This is a genomic window from Pseudomonas sp. RIT778 (genome assembly GCF_019718735.1).
Taxonomy (GTDB): domain Bacteria; phylum Pseudomonadota; class Gammaproteobacteria; order Pseudomonadales; family Pseudomonadaceae; genus Aquipseudomonas; species Aquipseudomonas aphyarum.
The window spans coordinates 78,930-95,837 of record NZ_JAIHBA010000015.1 but is presented as its reverse complement, the minus strand read 5'-3'; the positions used below and the strand labels follow the sequence as shown (position 1 = coordinate 95,837).

Genomic DNA, 16,908 nt, shown 5'->3' with positions numbered 1-16,908 from the left:
GCTCTGAGCCGCTTCACGGGACATGCCTGCGGTCAGGGGTCAGTTGCACGATCCTGACCCGCAACTGCGAGGTCAGTTGCTGTTCACTCTGCACAATGAAACCGTCCACCGGATCGACCCAGTAACGATTGGTCGCGCGCAGGCCGATGGCCGGCGCGTCAATCTGCTCATCGACACGCAGCACGGTGTATTCCTTGTCGAGAATCTCGAGGGTTTCGAGGGCGCGGCGAGAGAAGCGGCTGTTGACGATGATCCCGACTTCCTGGCCCTTGTAGAGGTCGATCCAGCGTCGGCTGGTGTAGCCGTCGGTGATGCGATGCAAACCCTGTTTGAACGGCGAGTCATCGGACAGACGCGTGCCGTCCAGATCCCCCTCCGCGCCCAGGCCGATGCTGCGCATCGCCAGGCCGTCGCGCATCAGCAGCACCTGCTTGCCAGAGGCGACCCAGAACTGCAGATCCTCGCGCTCGCGCACCAGCGCCAGCACCCCGGAACCGGACGGCGTGGTCAGTTTGAGCTGGGGATACTTGACCCCGGCCACCTGCTCCGCCGACACATCGAGTTCATCCGGTCCGATGACCGACGCCTTGAGGTTGTTCAACGAAGCGCTCATCAGCGGATTGCAGCCACTCAACAACGCGGCCGCCATCAGGCACACGCCCACTTTCAACGTTTTCACAGTCGGCGGCCTTATTTGCTGTTGTTACTGTATTCGCTCCAGTTCTTCGCAGCGGAAGCCCCCGTCCCGACAATCGATGCCGACGGCACCAACTGGCTGATCAGGCGATTCCAGCGAGTCACGTTGGCAGGCCCGACATAGACCACATCCTGGGGCCGCACTTCGAAGTGCGAAGCGAGCGCCATGGCAGTCGGCGATTCGGCTTCCAGCTGATAGATTTTCGCCGGCTCGACATCGAGGTTTTCGACCCCGCGAATCACGTACACGGCGTTGCCGTTGGAGGTGGTCTGACTCAGGCCACCGACCGAACCGAGCACGTCGGACAGGTTCATGGTGGCGGTCTTGAAACTCAGCGCACGGGGCTGGTTGACCTCGCCCATCACGTAGATGCGCTTGTTGTCGTTGTACGGCAGATACAGCTGATCGCCACCCTTGAGGTAGACGTTCTGCAATTCGGAATCCTGCTGATTGAGGGCGTCGAGATTGAGCGGATAGACCCGCCCGTTGCGCGTCAGCATCAGCCCGGACAAGTCGGCATTGTTGGTATCGACACCGGCCGAACCGAGGGCCTCGACCACGCTCAGCGGGTTGGTCGAAATCGCCTGGGGGCCGGCCTTGGCCACGGCGCCCGAGACCACGACTTTCTGACTGGCAAAACGCAGCACCGCGACATCCACTTGCGGCTCGGCAATGAACGCCGAGAGGCGTTGCTCGATGTCCGAGCGCAGTTGCTGAATGGTTTTGCCGGCGGCCTGGACTTCCTTGATGTACGGGTAATACAACGTGCCGTCGGAGCGCACCAGACGGCCGTTGGCATCGATCTGCTGTTGCGCACCCGAAGGGGCGGTCAGCTCGGGGTGATCCCAGACCGTGATGTACAGGACATCGTTGCTGCCGATGCGGTATTCGGCCGGGGTCGCCAACAACTCCGCCGGCACCGACTCACGCTTGTACGTGGCGCGGTTCATGGCGATGAGCTTGGGGGTGATCTGAATGAGCTCGACCCGGCTGCTTTCGCTGGCGCCCTGGCGCGTGATGCTACTGGTGCTCAGGTACTGGCCGGGGGAGAACATGCAACCTTGCAAAGCGATACTTGCCAACAATAAAAGAGAAAAACGACGGGTCATAATGGCACTACGCTATTCAAGGGCGAATCCAAAAACAAAGTCACCCGACTTTCGTCGGGCGACCTTGTACTGCACCAACAGATACTTCAGTTAGTTGTGCGTGCCGGTTGTACCCGTGGTACCGGTGGTACCCGTTGTACCGCCGTTGGCACTTCCACCACTGTTGGACGCCGCTACAGCACTGGCAACCATGGCAGTACTGGCAGCAGGCGCTGTAGAAGCCGCGACACTGCCAGATACATTGGTCACTGCTGTAAGCGGCGCTTCAGCTGCGGAGGCCCAGTTGCTCAACATCGTCAACAGGGCGATCGCCATCACTTTCTTCATATCAACTCCTTTCTAACATTGCACCTGAACATCGGGTGTTCGTTAGAGGTGGTAGAGTTCAAGTCGCAAAAAGCGCGAACAAGATCCGTTGTTCTTTCACAGTCTTACCCAACTGATAAAAGTCGAACGGCAGGTTTATATCTACGGACTTGCAAAAGGCATTGCCAGTCTAATTTCCCGACGATATCTAACAACCTGACTGAAACTAACATTGCACTAAAACGCCATCATCCCTGATAACCCCGGGGATGATTCGATTGCCAGCGCCAGGTGTCGGTGACCATGTCCTGCAAGTTGCGTGTGGCTTTCCAGCCGAGCTCCTTTGCCGCCTTGGAGGCGTCGGCCCAGCTCTCGGCGATATCCCCGGAACGCCGTGGCATCACCCGGAACGGCACTGGCTGCCCGCAGGCCTGCTCGAAGGCGCGCAGCACCTGCAACACGCTGTAGCCGTCGCCGGTGCCGAGGTTCCAGGTATGAATGCCGGTGCGGTCGGCGATCGATTGCAGGGCTTTCAAATGCCCGTCCGCCAGATCCACCACATGGATGTAATCGCGCACGCCGGTGCCATCGACTGTCGGGTAATCGTCGCCGAAGATCGACAATTCCTTCAGGCTGCCGACCGCCACCTGGCTGATGTAAGGCACCAGATTGTTGGGGATGCCGTTGGGGTCTTCGCCCATCTGGCCGCTGTGATGCGCGCCGATCGGGTTGAAGTAGCGCAGCAGAGCGATGCTCCAGCGCGGTTCGGACTGGCACAGGTCGCGCAGCACGTTCTCGACGATCAGCTTGGACTGGCCGTAGGGATTGGTCGGATTGCCCGTCGGGAAATCCTCGCGAATCGGCATCTGCGCCGGCTCGCCGTAGACTGTGGCGGACGAGCTGAACACCAGCCGGAACACCCCCGCCGCCGCCATCGCCTGGCACAGCGTGATGCTGCCGCTGACGTTGGTTTCGTAGTACTCGAGCGGCTTGCGCACGCTCTCGCCCACGGCCTTGAGCCCGGCGAAGTGCAGCACGGCATCAATGGCGTGCTGCTGGAAAATCCGGTCCAACAGGGCCCGGTCACAGACATCCCCGCGAATCATCAGCGCACTTTTGCCGCAAATGGCTTCCACCGCGTGCAAGGCGGCGTCGCTGCTGTTGCAAAGATTATCCAGAACTACAACTTCATAACCTGCTTCAAGTAGTGCAAGTGTGGTGTGCGAGCCGATATAGCCGGCGCCACCCGTTACCAGAATCTTCATAGCGCGGTCCATAAGTGGGAAAAGTGCCAACTCGCGTGTCAAGCACTGTTTGTTTAATGTGTGTCTTGATTCACACAAACAGCGCGATAACAACCAAAAACAAAAACAGTTCAATCACTGGCTATAAATATTTTCATAAGCCAAACTGTATTGCCTGGTACTTATTAGCACTCCCGCGCATTCATCACTATCAACGGATGCCGACTAAAAATAACCAATAACTGTCAAACCGACATCTCATAACATTGTCGTGTTTTACACTCATTGCTATTTGCCACTCATCTCCCGAGTCAGGTATTAAAGTACAGCTTCAATAACTTGCAACCTTTCGTTATTGCAATAAACGATGGCAGTGCGCCATGAATGACCAGGAAACTTTTATGATCCGTAAATGTTTGTTCCCCGCTGCCGGTTATGGCACGCGTTTCTTGCCGGCCACAAAAGCCATGCCCAAGGAAATGCTGCCGATCGTCAACAAGCCGTTGATCGAATACGCCGTTGAAGAAGCACGGGACGCCGGCCTGCAACACATGGCCATCGTCACCGGACGGGGCAAGCGCGCACTGGAAGACCACTTCGACATCAGCTACGAACTCGAACACCAGATTCGTGGCACCGAGAAAGAGAAATTCCTGGCCGGCACTCGCGAGCTGATCGACACCTGCACCTTCTCCTACACCCGTCAGGTGGAAATGAAAGGCCTGGGCCACGCGATTCTCAGCGGCCGCCCGTTGATCGGCGACGAGCCCTTCGCCGTGGTACTGGCGGACGACCTGTGCCTGAACCTCGAAGGCGACGGCGTGCTCACGCAGATGATCGAGCTCTACAAGAAATTCCGCTGCTCGATCGTCGCCATCCAGGAAGTCCCGCGCGACCAGACCCACAAGTACGGCGTGATCGCCGGCGAGGCGATTTCCGAGGGCATCTACCGGGTCAACCACATGGTGGAAAAACCGGCCCCGCAAGACGCACCGTCGAACCTGGCGATCATCGGCCGCTACATCCTCACGCCCGACATCTTCGACCTGATCGCCGACACCGAGCCGGGCAAGGGCGGCGAAATCCAGATCACCGACGCCCTGATGAAACAGGCGCAGAACGGTTGCGTGCTGGCCTACAAATTCAAGGGTCTGCGCTTCGACTGCGGCGACGCCGAGGGTTACCTGCAGGCGACCAACTTCTGCTACGACAACGTTTACCTGAAGGGTCGCTGAGCGGCCCCCACTGATTCATTGCAGCACGCACATCCAACGAGGCAACCATGAACATTGCACAACATTCCGCAGAGATTGAACGTGAGGTGGACAACCTCGGGGTGATGAGCTGGTTATCCCGCCATCAGCCATTGCCCAGCGCCAATGGCCCGTGGCTGGGCACCCTGCTGCTGGTCGATCGCCTCGGCGTGTTTCCCTCCTCCGGGGACATACGCCGAGCGATGCGCGATCCGTATCCCCTGCTCGCCCACCTGAAACGGATCTACGGCGAACAGGCGCTGGAGGTCGATGACCGCGACGGCCTGAAAGTGATTTTCAGCGACTGGCGTTTTCGCGTGCGGATCTGCTGCAACGACCCGGCGATCATCGTCAACGTGGAAACCCGTTGCGTGACGCAGTTGATGCCGCAGAAAACCGCAGAGCTGCTGAGCCATCTGGATCTGTTCGACAACTGACGGCTACTTCGAAGTCTCGCCACAGCTGTCCTGTGGCGAGACTTTTTGCTGTCCGCCCACGACCCAACGATAGAAGTAATCGGCAATCACCCGCCCGCCCGTGGCCGGCACCGGATGAATCTTGTCCGGCCCGATCATGGCTGCGGCGTAGCGTTTGACGTCGGTGCCGAAGGCGCATTGCAGATTGGCGTAACCCAGACGCTGCTCACGGGCCCAGGGCTCGATGACCTGCGCATAAGCCGACATCGGATAGGCGCTGGAGCGGGTGGTGTCCTGACGCAGGATCAGGTTGATGCTCGCCGCCGGTTGAATCTCGCGGAGCATGCCGACCAGACCCTGAACGTTGTGCAGATACTGCTCGGGCTTCACGCCAAAACCCTGATCGTTGCCACCGAGCATGATCAGGTAAATGTCTGCGGGGATCTTCGACACCACGGCTTTCCACTGCGCCTGCCAGCGGGCATCGTTGTGGTAGAAATCAGCGGACGCCGCGCCGGATGCTGCCAGTTTCGAGACCCGAACCCCGTTCTGATCGTTGCTCAGCCACAGGCCGAACAGGGTCGGCGCGCCCTTCACCACTTCCAGTCTGAAAGCCCAATCGGTCGCGGACGACGTGCCAGACAACGGGACTTCCTGAACGCCCTCGCCTGCGAGTTTCAACGGCTGCCAGTCGGCAGAGGGTGACCAGCGATAACGCAACTCGCTGGACTCGCCGTTGCCGAGGTAAAGCAGTTTCGCCTGAGTAACGGCGGTGTTGATGGCAGGCGTCGGACTGGCGTCGACTTGCAGCCAGGCGCCGGGGCGGCCGGTCACCGTGCGACTGTCGGGGCTGGCTTGCCCGAGGCCGGAGACCTGCCAGTCGCCGCCGAAGTATTTCTCGCTAGTGCGGGTGTACTTGAAATGCGTGCCACCGAGCGCTGCGCCGTGGTTGAAGCCGACATAACCCGGCCCGGCAAACCCGACCTCCCCGGCCACCCGTTGCACCAGTTTGTTCAGGTAGAAATCCTGCCCGGCGCTGTAGCTGTCGCCGATCACCGAGATCGACAACACCTTGCCGGCCTTGCCTTCGCGCCACTGGCCAAAGCGCTCGCGAGCGTCGCCGATTTGCACCACCGACGCCGCCACCGGCGGCACATCATCAACAGCCAGCATGGATCGCTTCCTTCATCGAATCTGCGCCACCGGTGCGATGGTCGCCGCCGGCTTCTTTTTCGTCGCGGCACGTTCGCCAAGGAACAGCACGGAGGTGAAGTTGAACCGACTGAAAATCATCGACAACACCACCGGCCCGAGCAAGCCACACGTCACGCCGCAGAACACCAGCACGCTTTCGTCTTTCACACCCAAGCGGCCGAGGATCGAGCGCGACGTCGCGGCGAACAACACGTGAAACAGGAAAATCGCATAGGAGTAACCGCCAAGCCAGGTCAGCGCCTTCGAGCGCATGTCACTCGACAGCAACGCGATGCACGACACGCAGCCCACCGTCAGGCCGATCAGGCTGCGGCGGTCGACGATCAGCTCGCGGTCCACCGACGCCACGTACAGCAGCGTCAGCGAGATCAGCACAAACACCAGCGGGCCGATCACCTTGAACGTCTGCTTCAGCTCGCTGACTTTCTCCTGGCCGATCATGCCTGCCACAAAGAACGGCAGCAGATAAATCGCCCCGTTGATGCCGAACGCATCCACCGGAAACGCTGGCAACAGGAACACCGCCGCCGCGAACGCGAACAACAGATACAGACGCGTCGGTGTACGCAGCAGTCCGCGCCATTCCAACAGGCCGACGAACATGAAAATGATGAACACTGCCTGCAAGAACCAGAAGTGGTTGATCGGCACATAGAACGACAACAGCGCATCCATCACGCTGACGTCCTTGTTCACGCCCGGCCCTACCGCCTGCAACACCGAGAACGGCACACCGACGCAAAACAGCGGCACGATCAGCCGCCGCACCTTGCCGCTGAAGAACGCGGAAAAGTCATTGCCGCGAATTTTGTAGATGGAATAGATGTAGCCGGAGATGAAGGTGAACAGCGGCATGCGCACGTACACCATCGAATCGGCGATCACCCGGAACGGCGAGCCGATGTCGATTTTCAAACCACCGCCCAACGGCCCGATCACGTGATAGAGCACCAGCAACAGGCACGCCAGGCCACGCAGGGTTTCGATCTCCAGGGACTTTTTCTTGCTCGACATAAAGCACCCGCCTCAATTCAGAATTCTTGATTCAACCTTCACCGGCTTGTTCGCCCGCAACATCAGACCCAGGCCCACGAACAGCACCGGCACCACCATCGAAAAGTGCCGGGCGAACGAGCCGAAGTCCGGTTCGAACAAGCCTTGAACCAGCAGGAACGCCAGCGGAATCGCGATCAGTTCCTTGGGTTTGGTCTGGATCGGCGCGCCCTTGTAATCGGTCGAGGTGATGACCTTGAACAGCAGCAGCGCGGTCATGATCATCAACGCGACGAAGATCACCTGACCCGGCCCGGACAGCAGGATCAGCTCTACGGGGAACGACAATCGGAAGAAAATGATCATCGAGTCCAGGGCCTGCGAGACGAAGTCGCTGCCGCTGAGCCACGAGACGATCAGCGATTTGGAACCCTCCTCGCCCGCCGTGCGCAGTTCGTTGTTGCTGGCGCGAATCGAAGACACCGGGAAGCCCAGCGCCAGCTGGATCGCCATCGCAACCGCGAGATAGAACAGGAACAGCATCAGGAAGAAGGTCGTGCGCGAGACGTACTTTTTCATCACGCAGACGCCGACCCAGGACAGCGAAAACAGAATCCAGTAGGGCCGGATCAGCACGCCGTAGATCACCGCCGAGAGGAAAAATCCGCCGCGATATTTGCGCGTCAGCGAGCTGAACAGAATGCTCAGCACCGCCACCGACACGATGATTTCCTTGGTCAGGTTTTCCAGGAAAAACGAACGGACGATGCCCCACAGGCACAGGGTTCCGAAGATGGTCAGCGGCATGCGCCGGAACACCACCACGGGAATCGCCGTGAGGAAAAAGTTGCAAAACATCCCGTAGGCCCAGGCGTTGGTCAGGTTGATCCCGGTGGGCCGCAGCAGGAACGCCGAACACTCGTAGGACGAGCGATCCGGCGAGAACGGGTTCCAGAAATTACAGTTGTCGGCCCGGGCGTAGGACGACCACAGGGTCATCGCATCCGGGCCCGGATCGCGGGGAATCAGCAGCGGCATCGCCACCGACAGAAACAGCCCGGTGAACAGGATCAGGAACGACAGCGAGGAATCGAGACGGCGGCCGCGAAACTCGATGCACGGCAGTTTCAGGCCCATGACACGACAGCCTTTTTCGCGCGCGTGGCACGAGTCAGCAGCGCAATCACGCCGAGCTGCACGATGATCGCAAAGACGTTGCCCCAGGCCGCGCCGTAGATCGAATAATGCTTGATCAGCAGGTAGCTGACCGGCACTGAAACCAACAGACAAATGGCCGCGCTGGCGAGGGATACCCGGCTGTTTTTCGAAGCGATCAACCCGCCCCAGACGATGTCGCCAATGGCGCGCAGGGCGAAGGAGAAAATCAGCACCAGAAGGATGCCGTTGTCCGGACGCGGAACGCTGGTGGCGACGTAATCGAGCACCACGTTGAAAAACAGATAAATGCCCACCGCGACCGCTGCCGACACCACCAGCGAACGTGCGACCCATTTGTTCACGAACAACTGCCGGACCGTGAACGGTTGCTGATCGGCCTGATAACGCTTGGCGAGCAGCGGAATGCCGACCACCGCTACCACCGCGTAAGACAACGCCTGCAAGGTGTTGGCCGCTGACCACGCGTACACGTATTTACCGAGGCTGGCGTAAGGTTCGAGGTCGATGATCAGAAAGCGTTCGGCGTACTGACTCAGGGCGATCAGGCCAGTGCCGAGGTAAAACGGCAGCCCGGCTTTCCACACTGCGGCAGTGGCCAGCGTCCCCTCTTCCCGCCCGCGATGAACATTCACCACGATCAGGTAACCGGCGACGATCACCAGCACGTTGGCGATGACCCACAGCCACAGCACGCTGGCGATTCCGGACACCCATCCGAGCGCCATTCCGCCCACGGCCAGCAACGCCCAGAGCCCGGTCTTGATGAAGAACAGCAACGCACCCGCCGTGGCTTTCTGCGCGGAAAACACGAACGAGTTGATCTCGAACGACAGGTGTTCGGTGAGCAGCACCAGCGTCACGCAAGCGATCAGCGCGCTGGTCGCTTCTACCGACTGGAACAGCGAATAGATCACCACCGTCAGCACCGACAACGCCAGCCCCACGGCCAGGTACAGCAGCAGCACCTTGTCCACCACCCGGCGCGAACTGCCGCCCACGCTGATCAGCCGGTTGATCTCGGAACTGAAACCGACGCTGTAGAACTTCGACGCGATCAACGACGCCGCGACCACCACGCCGTAAAAACCCAGCGCCTCGTAACCGAGGTAATGGGTGATGGCGAGCACCAGCAAGAACTTCGCGCCCAGTGCCCCACCCCGCAGCAACAGCCGGAATATCATCGAATGACGCCCTTGATGATGTCGTCCATGGCCACGGTTTTCGCTTCGATCTCGCGGCAGGTGTCGGTCAGGCGTTTGCCGAAATTCGACAGCGCGTCAGGCGCGTAAACCGTGTCGATAATGGTGTCGACATTGATGTCGCCGCCGTTGATGACCCAGTCCTCGACGCCCATGTCCTGATAGGCGCCGAAGCCTTTGCGCTCGTAGCTGATGTGGTACGCCGGCACACCCGAGAGCAGCGATTCGATCGCGCCGTGCAGGCGCACGGAAATCACCAGGTCCGGTTGGTATTTGGCCAGCGTTGCCTTCAACGGCAGCAGGTCTTCGGTGATGCCCAGTTCGCGGTAAAACGCGCCGTCATCGTTACCGCGCACGGCGCTCTGTACGGCGCAGACCACTTTGCTTTTGTTCTTCAAGCGCTGCAGCAGCACTTTCAGGTTGGCCACGTAGGCGAGTTTCTTTTCCTTGCTCCATGCCGGCGGCTTGCGCAGCACCACGCACACCGTGGCCGGCGTCGAGGCGCAGCGAGTGAACTTGGGTTGCTGAAGGATCTTGCCGGCCAGCGCCTGCACCGCGAGGTCCGGTGCGCGGTAGACATTCTCGCAAGCATCGAACAGCGCCGAGGAACGGTTATCGCGCACGAACACCGCATCGGCGCTGGCGTAGTGACCGACGATCTTGTCGCTGTCGCCGTGGAACGGCCCGATGCTTTGCGGCAGGTACACCGACGGCACTTTGCTGAGGATCGCGGTTTCCAGCTGTTTGGCGTGGCCGAGTTTCAGCTTGATGTGCTCGAAGGCGCTTTTGGAGCGCATGTAGCCGCCACCGACGCCAACGATCAGATCGGTTTTCTTCAACAGGTCCGCCAGCCCCGCGTAGGACTGATTGAGGAACACCGCTTCTTTGACCCGGCCCAGGCCCTTGGCCGCCATCACCGGCGCGTCGAAACGCGGGTGCGGCAGGTATTTGAAAGAGTCCGGATCGGACGCCACGACGCTGATCGCGGTGTCTTCGCCAAAGTTGCGCTGCACCAGCGCAATGGCCAGATCGACCAGCAGACCATCGCCGGAGTTGGAGGCACTGTAGCCATGCAAAATCGTTACGTTCATGAGCGGAGTTCTACTTAATAAGAGGGAGCGGAATACACGTCGTAGGTCTGGCGGATCATCAACGCGGCGCTGAAACGCTCGCGGACGATGCGCCGACCTTCGATGCCGAGAGCCGACAACGCAGGCTTCTGGATTTTCTTCAGGCGCTCGGCCAGGGCCTGGTGGTCACCGGCGGGGAACACATAACCGGACACACCATGGGTGACCAGTTCGGGCAACGACGTGCAGTCGCTGGCGATCACCGGCAGGCCCAGCGCCATGCCTTCCAGCGGCACCATCGCAAAGCCTTCCCAGCGACTCGGCACGATCAGGGCATCGGCTTTCTGATACAGCGCGTGCACTTCGGTTGGCGTCACCCAGGGCAGGTATTCCACCCCGTCCAGCGGAGGACATTCGACGACGTCCTCGTTCACTGCACTACCCACCACTGTCAGTTTCAGGTCGCTGCGGTTTGCTTCGCTGTAGGCCTTGAGCAACACGTCGAAGCCTTTCTGGTAGTCGAGGCGACCGACAAACAGCAGATGAATCGGTGCCGGATCGTTGGCCTTGCGTTCGTCATGCTTGTGATCGATGCCGTTGTAGATCAGCGTCATGCGCTGGCGCTCGATGCCAAACTTCGCGGCCTTGTCCAGCTCGAACTGGCTGACGCAAATGATCTTGTCCGTGACCTTCTGCAGCACCCGCTCGATCCACGCATAGACTTTCTGCTTGATCGGCGAGCTTTCCATCAGGAACGAAAACGCATGGGGGCAGTAGACGATTTTCGGCTTGCGCCACGGCCGCAGGAGCACGCACACGCAACGGCCGATGACCCCGGAAAAGGTGCTGTGCAAATGCACCACGTCGGGTTTTTCCTTGAGCAGGACCCGCGCCAGTTGCCAGGCAAAACGCAGCAGCGACGGCACATTCCGCCCGCTTCGGGCGAAGGTGCGGATCTGCTGTTCGTCGATGCCGTGCAGTTCTTTCTTCTGGTCGAGCGGGACCAGGTACACCAGCTCATAGCGCCCGTCTTCCGGAGCCGCCGAAATCGTGCGGATGACCGTCGCCACCCCACCTTTGATCGTTTCCGCCACGTGCAGTATTTTTTTCACAACCCACCCACTTTCATGCCTGTAAGGACCGTCGCTGAGATTCAGGACTGGTCGGACGCGTATTCGTAGTTGTAATAGCTGCCGTTGCCGTAATAGCTGGCCGCGCGCTTCTCGACGCCGTTGAACACCGCGCCCTTCAACTCGATACCGTTCTGGGCGAAACGACGGATCGTCATTTCGATTTCCTTGGCCGGGTTCACCCCGAACCGCGCAACGATCAGGCTGATGCCGGCTTCGCGACCGACAATCGCCGCGTCGGTCACGGCCAGCAGCGGTGGCGTGTCGATGATCACCACGTCATAGCGCTCGCTGAGTTGCGCCAGCAGTTCGCGGAAATTGGCGTGCATCAACAGTTCGGAAGGGTTCGGTGGAACCTGGCCACGGCTGATGAAGTGCAGGTTGTCGACCTCGACCTTGTTGATCGCCTGATCGAGGGTGCAGCGCTTGACCAGCAGATCCGACAAACCGTTGGTGATCGGCGTGTTCAGCGTCTTGTGCAGATGCCCTTTGCGCATGTCGGCGTCGATCAGCACCACGCGCTGCCCGCTCTGCGCCATGACCGCCGCGAGGTTGGAAGAGACGAAGGTCTTGCCGACCTGCGGGCTCGGGCCGGAAATCATGATGCGGTTGTTGGTCGAATCCAGCGCCGCGAAGTGCAGGCAGGTGCGCAGGCTGCGGATCGACTCGATGGACAGGTCCGTCGGGTTGCGCAGGGCCAGCAGGTACGCCGGCGTGTCCGCCGCAACTTTGGCCCGGACTTTTTTGCTGTCCTCTTCCTGTTGCAGGGCGCTGTAGGGAATCGACGCGTAGACCGGCAAGCCGAGCTGCTCGATGGCTTCCGGCCCTTCCAGGCCCTTGCTCAGGGATTTGCGCAACAGCACCAGCGCCACGCCGACGAAGGCGCCGAGGAAAGTGGCGATCAACACGATCAGGGCTTTTTTCGGTTTGACCGGGCTGGTCAGGTCGACGTCCGCCGTATCCACCAGACGCACGTTACCCACAGCGCCGGCGCGGATGATGTCCAGCTCCTGGGATTTGTTCAGCAACTGGGTGTAGATCTGCGAGGCGACTTCGACATCGCGGGTCAGGTTGAGCAATTCCTGCTGCGTGGCCGGCAGGTCCTGAACCTTGCCTTCCAGCGAGCGCTGTTGCTGGGTCAGTTCACCGATCTGGGTCATCAGAGCGCGATAGGCCGGATGCTGTTTGGTGAACTTGCGATCCATCTCCGCCTGTTGCAGTTTCAGCTCGGAAATTCGCGTTTCGAGCGCCACGGACTGGCCGAGCACCGATTGGGTTTCCAGCGAGATGTTCACGGTCTTGCCGTGGGTCTGGTAGGCGTTGAGCGCATCGCTGGCCTTGGCCAGGTCACGTTTGACCTGCGGCAACTGGCTTTGCAGGAAGGCCAGGCTCTGCGCCGCTTCGGCCGAAGTGCGGCGCACGTTCTGATCCACGTACAGCGAGGCGATCTTGTTGAGGATCTTCACCGCTTCAGCGGCGTCGCTGCTGGCCAGGGCCAGACGGATGATCCCCGATTCCTTGCCTTGCTCGGAGATGTCCAGTGCGTCCTGATAACCCTGGATGGTCACGATGCGCGGGTAGCGCACCACTTCGAAACGGGTCCCGGGGTTGGCCAACAATTGCGCGACCTGCCCTTCCACGCCGTCCTGCGTGAAGGCTTCGCCCGCCACGCCGTCGACCAGCAGGTTGTCGTTGTCGTCGAGCAGTTGAAAGCGATGTTGTTCGCCGGCGATCAGGGTGAGTTTCTTGCCCAGCAGTTCCTTGGGCAGATTGAGCTTTGCAAACTCCAGGCGCTCACCGCCCCAGGCGTAGCTGCTCAGGCCGAAACGCGGCGGCGCGACGCTGAGTTCGCTCTCGCCGCGATAGCGCCGGGAAAGAAAGCCGCCGATCAGCGGAAAGGTGTTGGGGGTGACGTCGATGTCCAGGCGCAGATCGTCGACCGTCTTGCCGATCACCGCGCGGGATTTGATGATGCCGATTTCGGTCACCGACGGCGATTGCCCGCCGAGCATGCTGTTGAGGTCGGAAAAACCGAGCATGTCGTTCTTTTTCGGCTCGACCTGCACCAGGGCGTTGGCCAGATACACCGGCGTGGCCAAGATCGCATAAGCCACACCGGTCATCATGAACGCGCCGGTGAACGCACCGATCAACCATTTCTGATCGATCAGGCTGCCGAAGATGCCGAGAAGATCAATACTGTCTTGATCGTTGTCGCGGGTGCCGATTACTGACGGTAACTGCATAAGTCTTTCTTACCATTCACTGAACTGAAGAATATTCATCAACGCGCCAGGCGTTGCGCCCATGAGCTAACAGCATCTTCAATCAATGCATGGGCATGAATAAAAGCGGCCTGCCCCTGACGATACGGGTCCTGTATTTCTCGTTCGCTCTGCCACTTGCCCAGCAGAAACACTTTGCCCCTGGCGTGAGAGGCAATCTTCAGTACTTGATTAACATGTTGTTTTTCCATGACCAGAATCAGGTCTGATTCATTGACGATGTCTGCTGTCAGTTGCCGCGCCGTGAACCCTTCGGCACTGTGGCCGTGGTCTTCCAGCACTTGGCGCGCGGTCGACTCCATGCCTTCGCCGACCCGTGCAGACAGGCCTGCGGAGGTCACGCTGATCGCCGAAGGTGTCAGTGCATTGCGCAACAGAAGTTCCGCTGTCGGACTTCGGCAGATATTGCCTACGCAAACGACAAGAATCTTTTTGAACAAGGTTTACTTTCCCGTGTAATGTCAATCGGCCAACATGCCTTGCACATTCGAATGAACCCGCAAGACCTTCCTTCACTCGGAAATAGATTCACCCGTTAATACCGGTGCATTAAGTACCACGGCCTCTAAAAGTCCCCCAACCAGAATTACCGGACTAAAAATAACTGTGATTTTCGGGCGAAAGTTTTCCGACAAAAAATAACATTCGTGCACTTCGCGCCCTCTTCGTCATCGAAATACAGGCAACGAGATAACTATTGGCTAGATGTCATTCTCATCAGCAGAGCAGACATGAAATCAGCACATCTCAAACATCTTGGTGCCGCCGCCCTGTTGATGCTCAGTGCTACCGCGCAGGTTCACGCCAGCGCGTTGTTCCCGTCACTGCCCGCCAGAACCATCGGCGTACAGGTCAAGATCCAGAACTTCACCCCGGCCGACGCCGAGCAGATCAAAGCGGCCGGGTTCAGTTTTGTGCGCTTCGGCGTGTGGAGCGACAGCCTCGGCGCCAAGGCCTATCAGAAACAGATCAGCGATGCGTTCGCGGCGGCGCGGTCTGCCGGGCTGCCGGTCTTGATGACCGTGCGCGCCACCAAACCGTTGACCGGCGACCTGACGAGCGCCGGTGAAGCGTTCGCCAACACGGTGAGCGGGCTTGAGCAAGCCTGGAGCACGCAACTGGTGGGGATCGAAATCTGGAATGAACCGGATCTCGACACCTACTGGCCCACCGGAGACTTCAAAAACACCTTCGTGCCGTTCATGACGGCCATGTGCAAGACGCTGCAAGGCAAGCCGCAATCGACGCCTCTGGTGGGATTCGGTTTCGCCCGCCCGCCGACGGCCGGCTCCGCCTCGACCGTGGCACTCAACAGCATCCTTGGCACTTATCCGCAGTGCCTGGATGCCATTTCCTACCACCCCTACGGCATGACCGCGACGCAGATCAGCAACGCGCAAACCTTCATCCAGCAAAACTTCCATCTGCCGGGCGTTATCAGTGAATGGGGCATCTCGGCGCTCGCCTCCAACGGCGGGCCGGAAGGGCAAGCCAGTAAAATCTCTGCGTTCATTGCCGATGTTAAAAAACTCAACATCCCGCTGACGTCGATTTACGAATGGAAGAACAGCGAGTCGGGCAGCAACGACCGGGAGAAGAATTTCGGCTTGCTGACCTCCGACGGGCAGTCGAAACCGGCACAAACGGCGGCCTCGACCCAGCTCAACGCCGAATAGGCGCTGCGCAACGGGTCGGTTGCTTTGAACCTGTGGTCCTTTTTGGCATCGTATTGATCGATAACGCGCCCCGCCTTTCAAACAGCCGTTTTCAGGTTGTTGCCAGCGGGGCGCTCGATACGCCGACATGCCCTTGAGTGGCTGCCGACGCTCGGGTAATGTCACCAGACCCATAGGACAGAGCACGCTCATGACTTCCAAGCTGGAACAACTCAAACAGTTCACCACCGTCGTGGCCGACACCGGCGACTTCGAAGCGATTGCCCGGGTCAAACCGGTCGACGCAACCACCAACCCTTCCCTGCTGCTCAAGGCAGCGGCGATTCCGGCCTACGCCGAACTGCTGAACGCCAGCGTGCGCGACTGCAAGGGCGATGTCGGCCTGGCCAGCGACCGTTTCGGCGTCGCGGTCGGTCAGGAAATCCTCAAGGTCATTCCGGGCCGCATTTCCACCGAAGTGGATGCGCGCCTGTCGTTCGACAAGGACGCGATGCTCAAGCGTGCGCACCGTCTGATCGAGCTGTACGACAAGGCCGGCGTCGGCCGTGACCGCGTGCTGATCAAGATCGCCTCGACCTGGGAAGGTATCCGCGCTGCCGAGATTTTGGAAAAGGAAGGCATCCAGACCAACCTGACCCTGCTGTTCTCCTTCGCTCAGGCCGCGGCCTGCGCCGATGCCGGCGTGTTCCTGATCTCGCCGTTCGTGGGTCGCATCTACGACTGGTACAAGAAGGCCAACGGCAACGACTACACCGGTGCTGATGATCCGGGCGTGCAGTCCGTGACGCGCATCTACAACTACTACAAGGCCAATGACTACAAGACCGTGGTCATGGGCGCGAGCTTCCGCAACCTCAATCAGATCGAGCAATTGGCCGGCTGCGACCGCCTGACCATCAGCCCGGACCTGATCGAGAAACTGGCAGCCGACACCGGCAAGCTGGAACGCAAACTCGCTCCGGGCCATGCCGGCGAAGCGCGCCTGAGCCTCAACGAGGCGCAATTCCGCTGGTTGTCCAACGAAGACGCGATGGCCACCGAGAAACTGGCCGAAGGCATCCGTCAGTTTGCCCGCGACCAGGAAAAACTCGAGGCGCTGCTGCAAGCCAAGCTGTAATCGGCCGAGCGCAGACGCA

At 59.8% G+C, this 16,908-nt stretch carries 16 protein-coding genes; 4 read left to right on the top strand and 12 right to left on the bottom strand.

Features of this window, described 5'->3' with window-relative positions:
• Window positions 1-13: 13 nt before the first annotated feature.
• From K5E37_RS11715 to galE, 4 genes are all read right to left on the bottom strand, one after another.
• Entirely contained in the window at window positions 14-679 is a 666-nt protein-coding gene (locus tag K5E37_RS11715; RefSeq protein ID WP_221533887.1) for a YjbF family lipoprotein, read from the bottom strand.
• An 11-nt stretch (window positions 680-690) separates the two neighbouring features.
• On the bottom strand, window positions 691-1,806 hold the full coding sequence (locus K5E37_RS11710; RefSeq protein ID WP_176240358.1) for a polysaccharide biosynthesis/export family protein: 1,116 nt from the start codon (window positions 1,804-1,806) through the stop codon (window positions 691-693).
• 90 nt (window positions 1,807-1,896) lie between these two features.
• A complete protein-coding gene (locus tag K5E37_RS11705; RefSeq protein WP_003226528.1) occupies window positions 1,897-2,133 on the bottom strand; it encodes a hypothetical protein in 237 nt (78 codons plus the stop codon).
• 227 nt (window positions 2,134-2,360) lie between these two features.
• Window positions 2,361-3,377 (bottom strand): UDP-glucose 4-epimerase GalE, encoded by a 1,017-nt coding sequence (gene galE / locus K5E37_RS11700; RefSeq protein WP_221533886.1) that lies wholly within the window; start codon window positions 3,375-3,377, stop codon window positions 2,361-2,363.
• 380 nt (window positions 3,378-3,757) lie between these two features.
• Here galE and galU point away from each other — a divergent pair, with 380 nt between their 5' ends.
• Together galU and K5E37_RS11690 are read left to right on the top strand one after the other, a co-directional pair.
• On the top strand, window positions 3,758-4,591 hold the full coding sequence (gene galU, locus K5E37_RS11695) for a UTP--glucose-1-phosphate uridylyltransferase GalU (RefSeq protein ID WP_007951629.1): 834 nt from the start codon (window positions 3,758-3,760) through the stop codon (window positions 4,589-4,591).
• Between the two features lie 47 nt (window positions 4,592-4,638).
• Window positions 4,639-5,046 carry a hypothetical protein gene (locus K5E37_RS11690; RefSeq protein WP_007951628.1) on the top strand — a complete coding sequence of 136 codons (408 nt, stop codon included), beginning with the start codon at window positions 4,639-4,641 and terminating at the stop codon, window positions 5,044-5,046.
• A gap of 3 nt (window positions 5,047-5,049) precedes the next feature.
• Here the strand turns inward: K5E37_RS11690 and K5E37_RS11685 are convergent, their stop codons facing one another.
• From K5E37_RS11685 to K5E37_RS11650, 8 genes are read right to left on the bottom strand one after another with little or no spacing between them, the layout of a single operon-like run.
• On the bottom strand, window positions 5,050-6,198 hold the full coding sequence (locus K5E37_RS11685) for a GDSL-type esterase/lipase family protein (protein ID WP_221533885.1): 1,149 nt from the start codon (window positions 6,196-6,198) through the stop codon (window positions 5,050-5,052).
• A 12-nt stretch (window positions 6,199-6,210) separates the two neighbouring features.
• Complete coding sequence (locus tag K5E37_RS11680) at window positions 6,211-7,254, bottom strand: acyltransferase family protein (protein ID WP_221533884.1); 1,044 nt, start codon at window positions 7,252-7,254, stop codon at window positions 6,211-6,213.
• 12 nt (window positions 7,255-7,266) lie between these two features.
• The gene (locus tag K5E37_RS11675; protein WP_007951624.1) at window positions 7,267-8,370 is read right to left on the bottom strand and encodes a hypothetical protein; all 1,104 of its coding nucleotides are present in this window, start codon (window positions 8,368-8,370) and stop codon (window positions 7,267-7,269) included.
• Complete coding sequence (locus K5E37_RS11670) at window positions 8,361-9,593, bottom strand: polysaccharide biosynthesis C-terminal domain-containing protein (RefSeq protein ID WP_221533883.1); 1,233 nt, start codon at window positions 9,591-9,593, stop codon at window positions 8,361-8,363. The genes K5E37_RS11675 and K5E37_RS11670 overlap by 10 nt, the downstream gene beginning before the upstream one ends.
• Window positions 9,590-10,702 (bottom strand): polysaccharide pyruvyl transferase family protein, encoded by a 1,113-nt coding sequence (locus K5E37_RS11665; protein ID WP_007951622.1) that lies wholly within the window; start codon window positions 10,700-10,702, stop codon window positions 9,590-9,592. The genes K5E37_RS11670 and K5E37_RS11665 overlap by 4 nt, the downstream gene beginning before the upstream one ends.
• Window positions 10,703-10,716: 14 nt before the next feature.
• Entirely contained in the window at window positions 10,717-11,793 is a 1,077-nt protein-coding gene (locus tag K5E37_RS11660) for a glycosyltransferase (RefSeq protein ID WP_221533882.1), read from the bottom strand.
• Between the two features lie 41 nt (window positions 11,794-11,834).
• Window positions 11,835-14,057, bottom strand: coding sequence for a polysaccharide biosynthesis tyrosine autokinase (locus K5E37_RS11655; RefSeq protein ID WP_221533881.1), 2,223 nt, complete (start codon window positions 14,055-14,057; stop codon window positions 11,835-11,837).
• A 38-nt stretch (window positions 14,058-14,095) separates the two neighbouring features.
• On the bottom strand, window positions 14,096-14,536 hold the full coding sequence (locus K5E37_RS11650) for a low molecular weight protein-tyrosine-phosphatase (protein ID WP_221533880.1): 441 nt from the start codon (window positions 14,534-14,536) through the stop codon (window positions 14,096-14,098).
• Window positions 14,537-14,827: 291 nt separating this feature from the next.
• Between K5E37_RS11650 and K5E37_RS11645 the strand changes: the two genes are divergently transcribed.
• Both K5E37_RS11645 and tal read left to right on the top strand, forming a co-directional pair.
• The gene (locus tag K5E37_RS11645; RefSeq protein ID WP_221533879.1) at window positions 14,828-15,772 is read left to right on the top strand and encodes a glycosyl hydrolase family 5; all 945 of its coding nucleotides are present in this window, start codon (window positions 14,828-14,830) and stop codon (window positions 15,770-15,772) included.
• Window positions 15,773-15,962: 190 nt separating this feature from the next.
• Entirely contained in the window at window positions 15,963-16,889 is a 927-nt protein-coding gene (tal, locus tag K5E37_RS11640) for a transaldolase (RefSeq protein WP_007951616.1), read from the top strand.
• Window positions 16,890-16,908 lie beyond the last annotated feature (19 nt).

What these genes read in the sequence shown, in the direction of transcription:
- K5E37_RS11675 (WP_007951624.1), bottom strand. Translation starts at nt 8,370, where the DNA reads ATGGGCCTGAAACTGCCGTGCATCGAGTTTCGCGGCCGCCGTCTCGAT.
- K5E37_RS11655 (WP_221533881.1), bottom strand. Translation starts at nt 14,057, where the DNA reads ATGCAGTTACCGTCAGTAATCGGCACCCGCGACAACGATCAAGACAGT.
- tal (WP_007951616.1), top strand. Translation starts at nt 15,963, where the DNA reads ATGACTTCCAAGCTGGAACAACTCAAACAGTTCACCACCGTCGTGGCC.
- K5E37_RS11710 (WP_176240358.1), bottom strand. Translation starts at nt 1,806, where the DNA reads ATGACCCGTCGTTTTTCTCTTTTATTGTTGGCAAGTATCGCTTTGCAA.
- K5E37_RS11685 (WP_221533885.1), bottom strand. Translation starts at nt 6,198, where the DNA reads ATGCTGGCTGTTGATGATGTGCCGCCGGTGGCGGCGTCGGTGGTGCAA.
- K5E37_RS11665 (WP_007951622.1), bottom strand. Translation starts at nt 10,702, where the DNA reads ATGAACGTAACGATTTTGCATGGCTACAGTGCCTCCAACTCCGGCGAT.
- K5E37_RS11680 (WP_221533884.1), bottom strand. Translation starts at nt 7,254, where the DNA reads ATGTCGAGCAAGAAAAAGTCCCTGGAGATCGAAACCCTGCGTGGCCTG.
- galE (WP_221533886.1), bottom strand. Translation starts at nt 3,377, where the DNA reads ATGAAGATTCTGGTAACGGGTGGCGCCGGCTATATCGGCTCGCACACC.
- K5E37_RS11705 (WP_003226528.1), bottom strand. Translation starts at nt 2,133, where the DNA reads ATGAAGAAAGTGATGGCGATCGCCCTGTTGACGATGTTGAGCAACTGG.
- galU (WP_007951629.1), top strand. Translation starts at nt 3,758, where the DNA reads ATGATCCGTAAATGTTTGTTCCCCGCTGCCGGTTATGGCACGCGTTTC.
- K5E37_RS11690 (WP_007951628.1), top strand. Translation starts at nt 4,639, where the DNA reads ATGAACATTGCACAACATTCCGCAGAGATTGAACGTGAGGTGGACAAC.
- K5E37_RS11670 (WP_221533883.1), bottom strand. Translation starts at nt 9,593, where the DNA reads ATGATATTCCGGCTGTTGCTGCGGGGTGGGGCACTGGGCGCGAAGTTC.
- K5E37_RS11645 (WP_221533879.1), top strand. Translation starts at nt 14,828, where the DNA reads ATGAAATCAGCACATCTCAAACATCTTGGTGCCGCCGCCCTGTTGATG.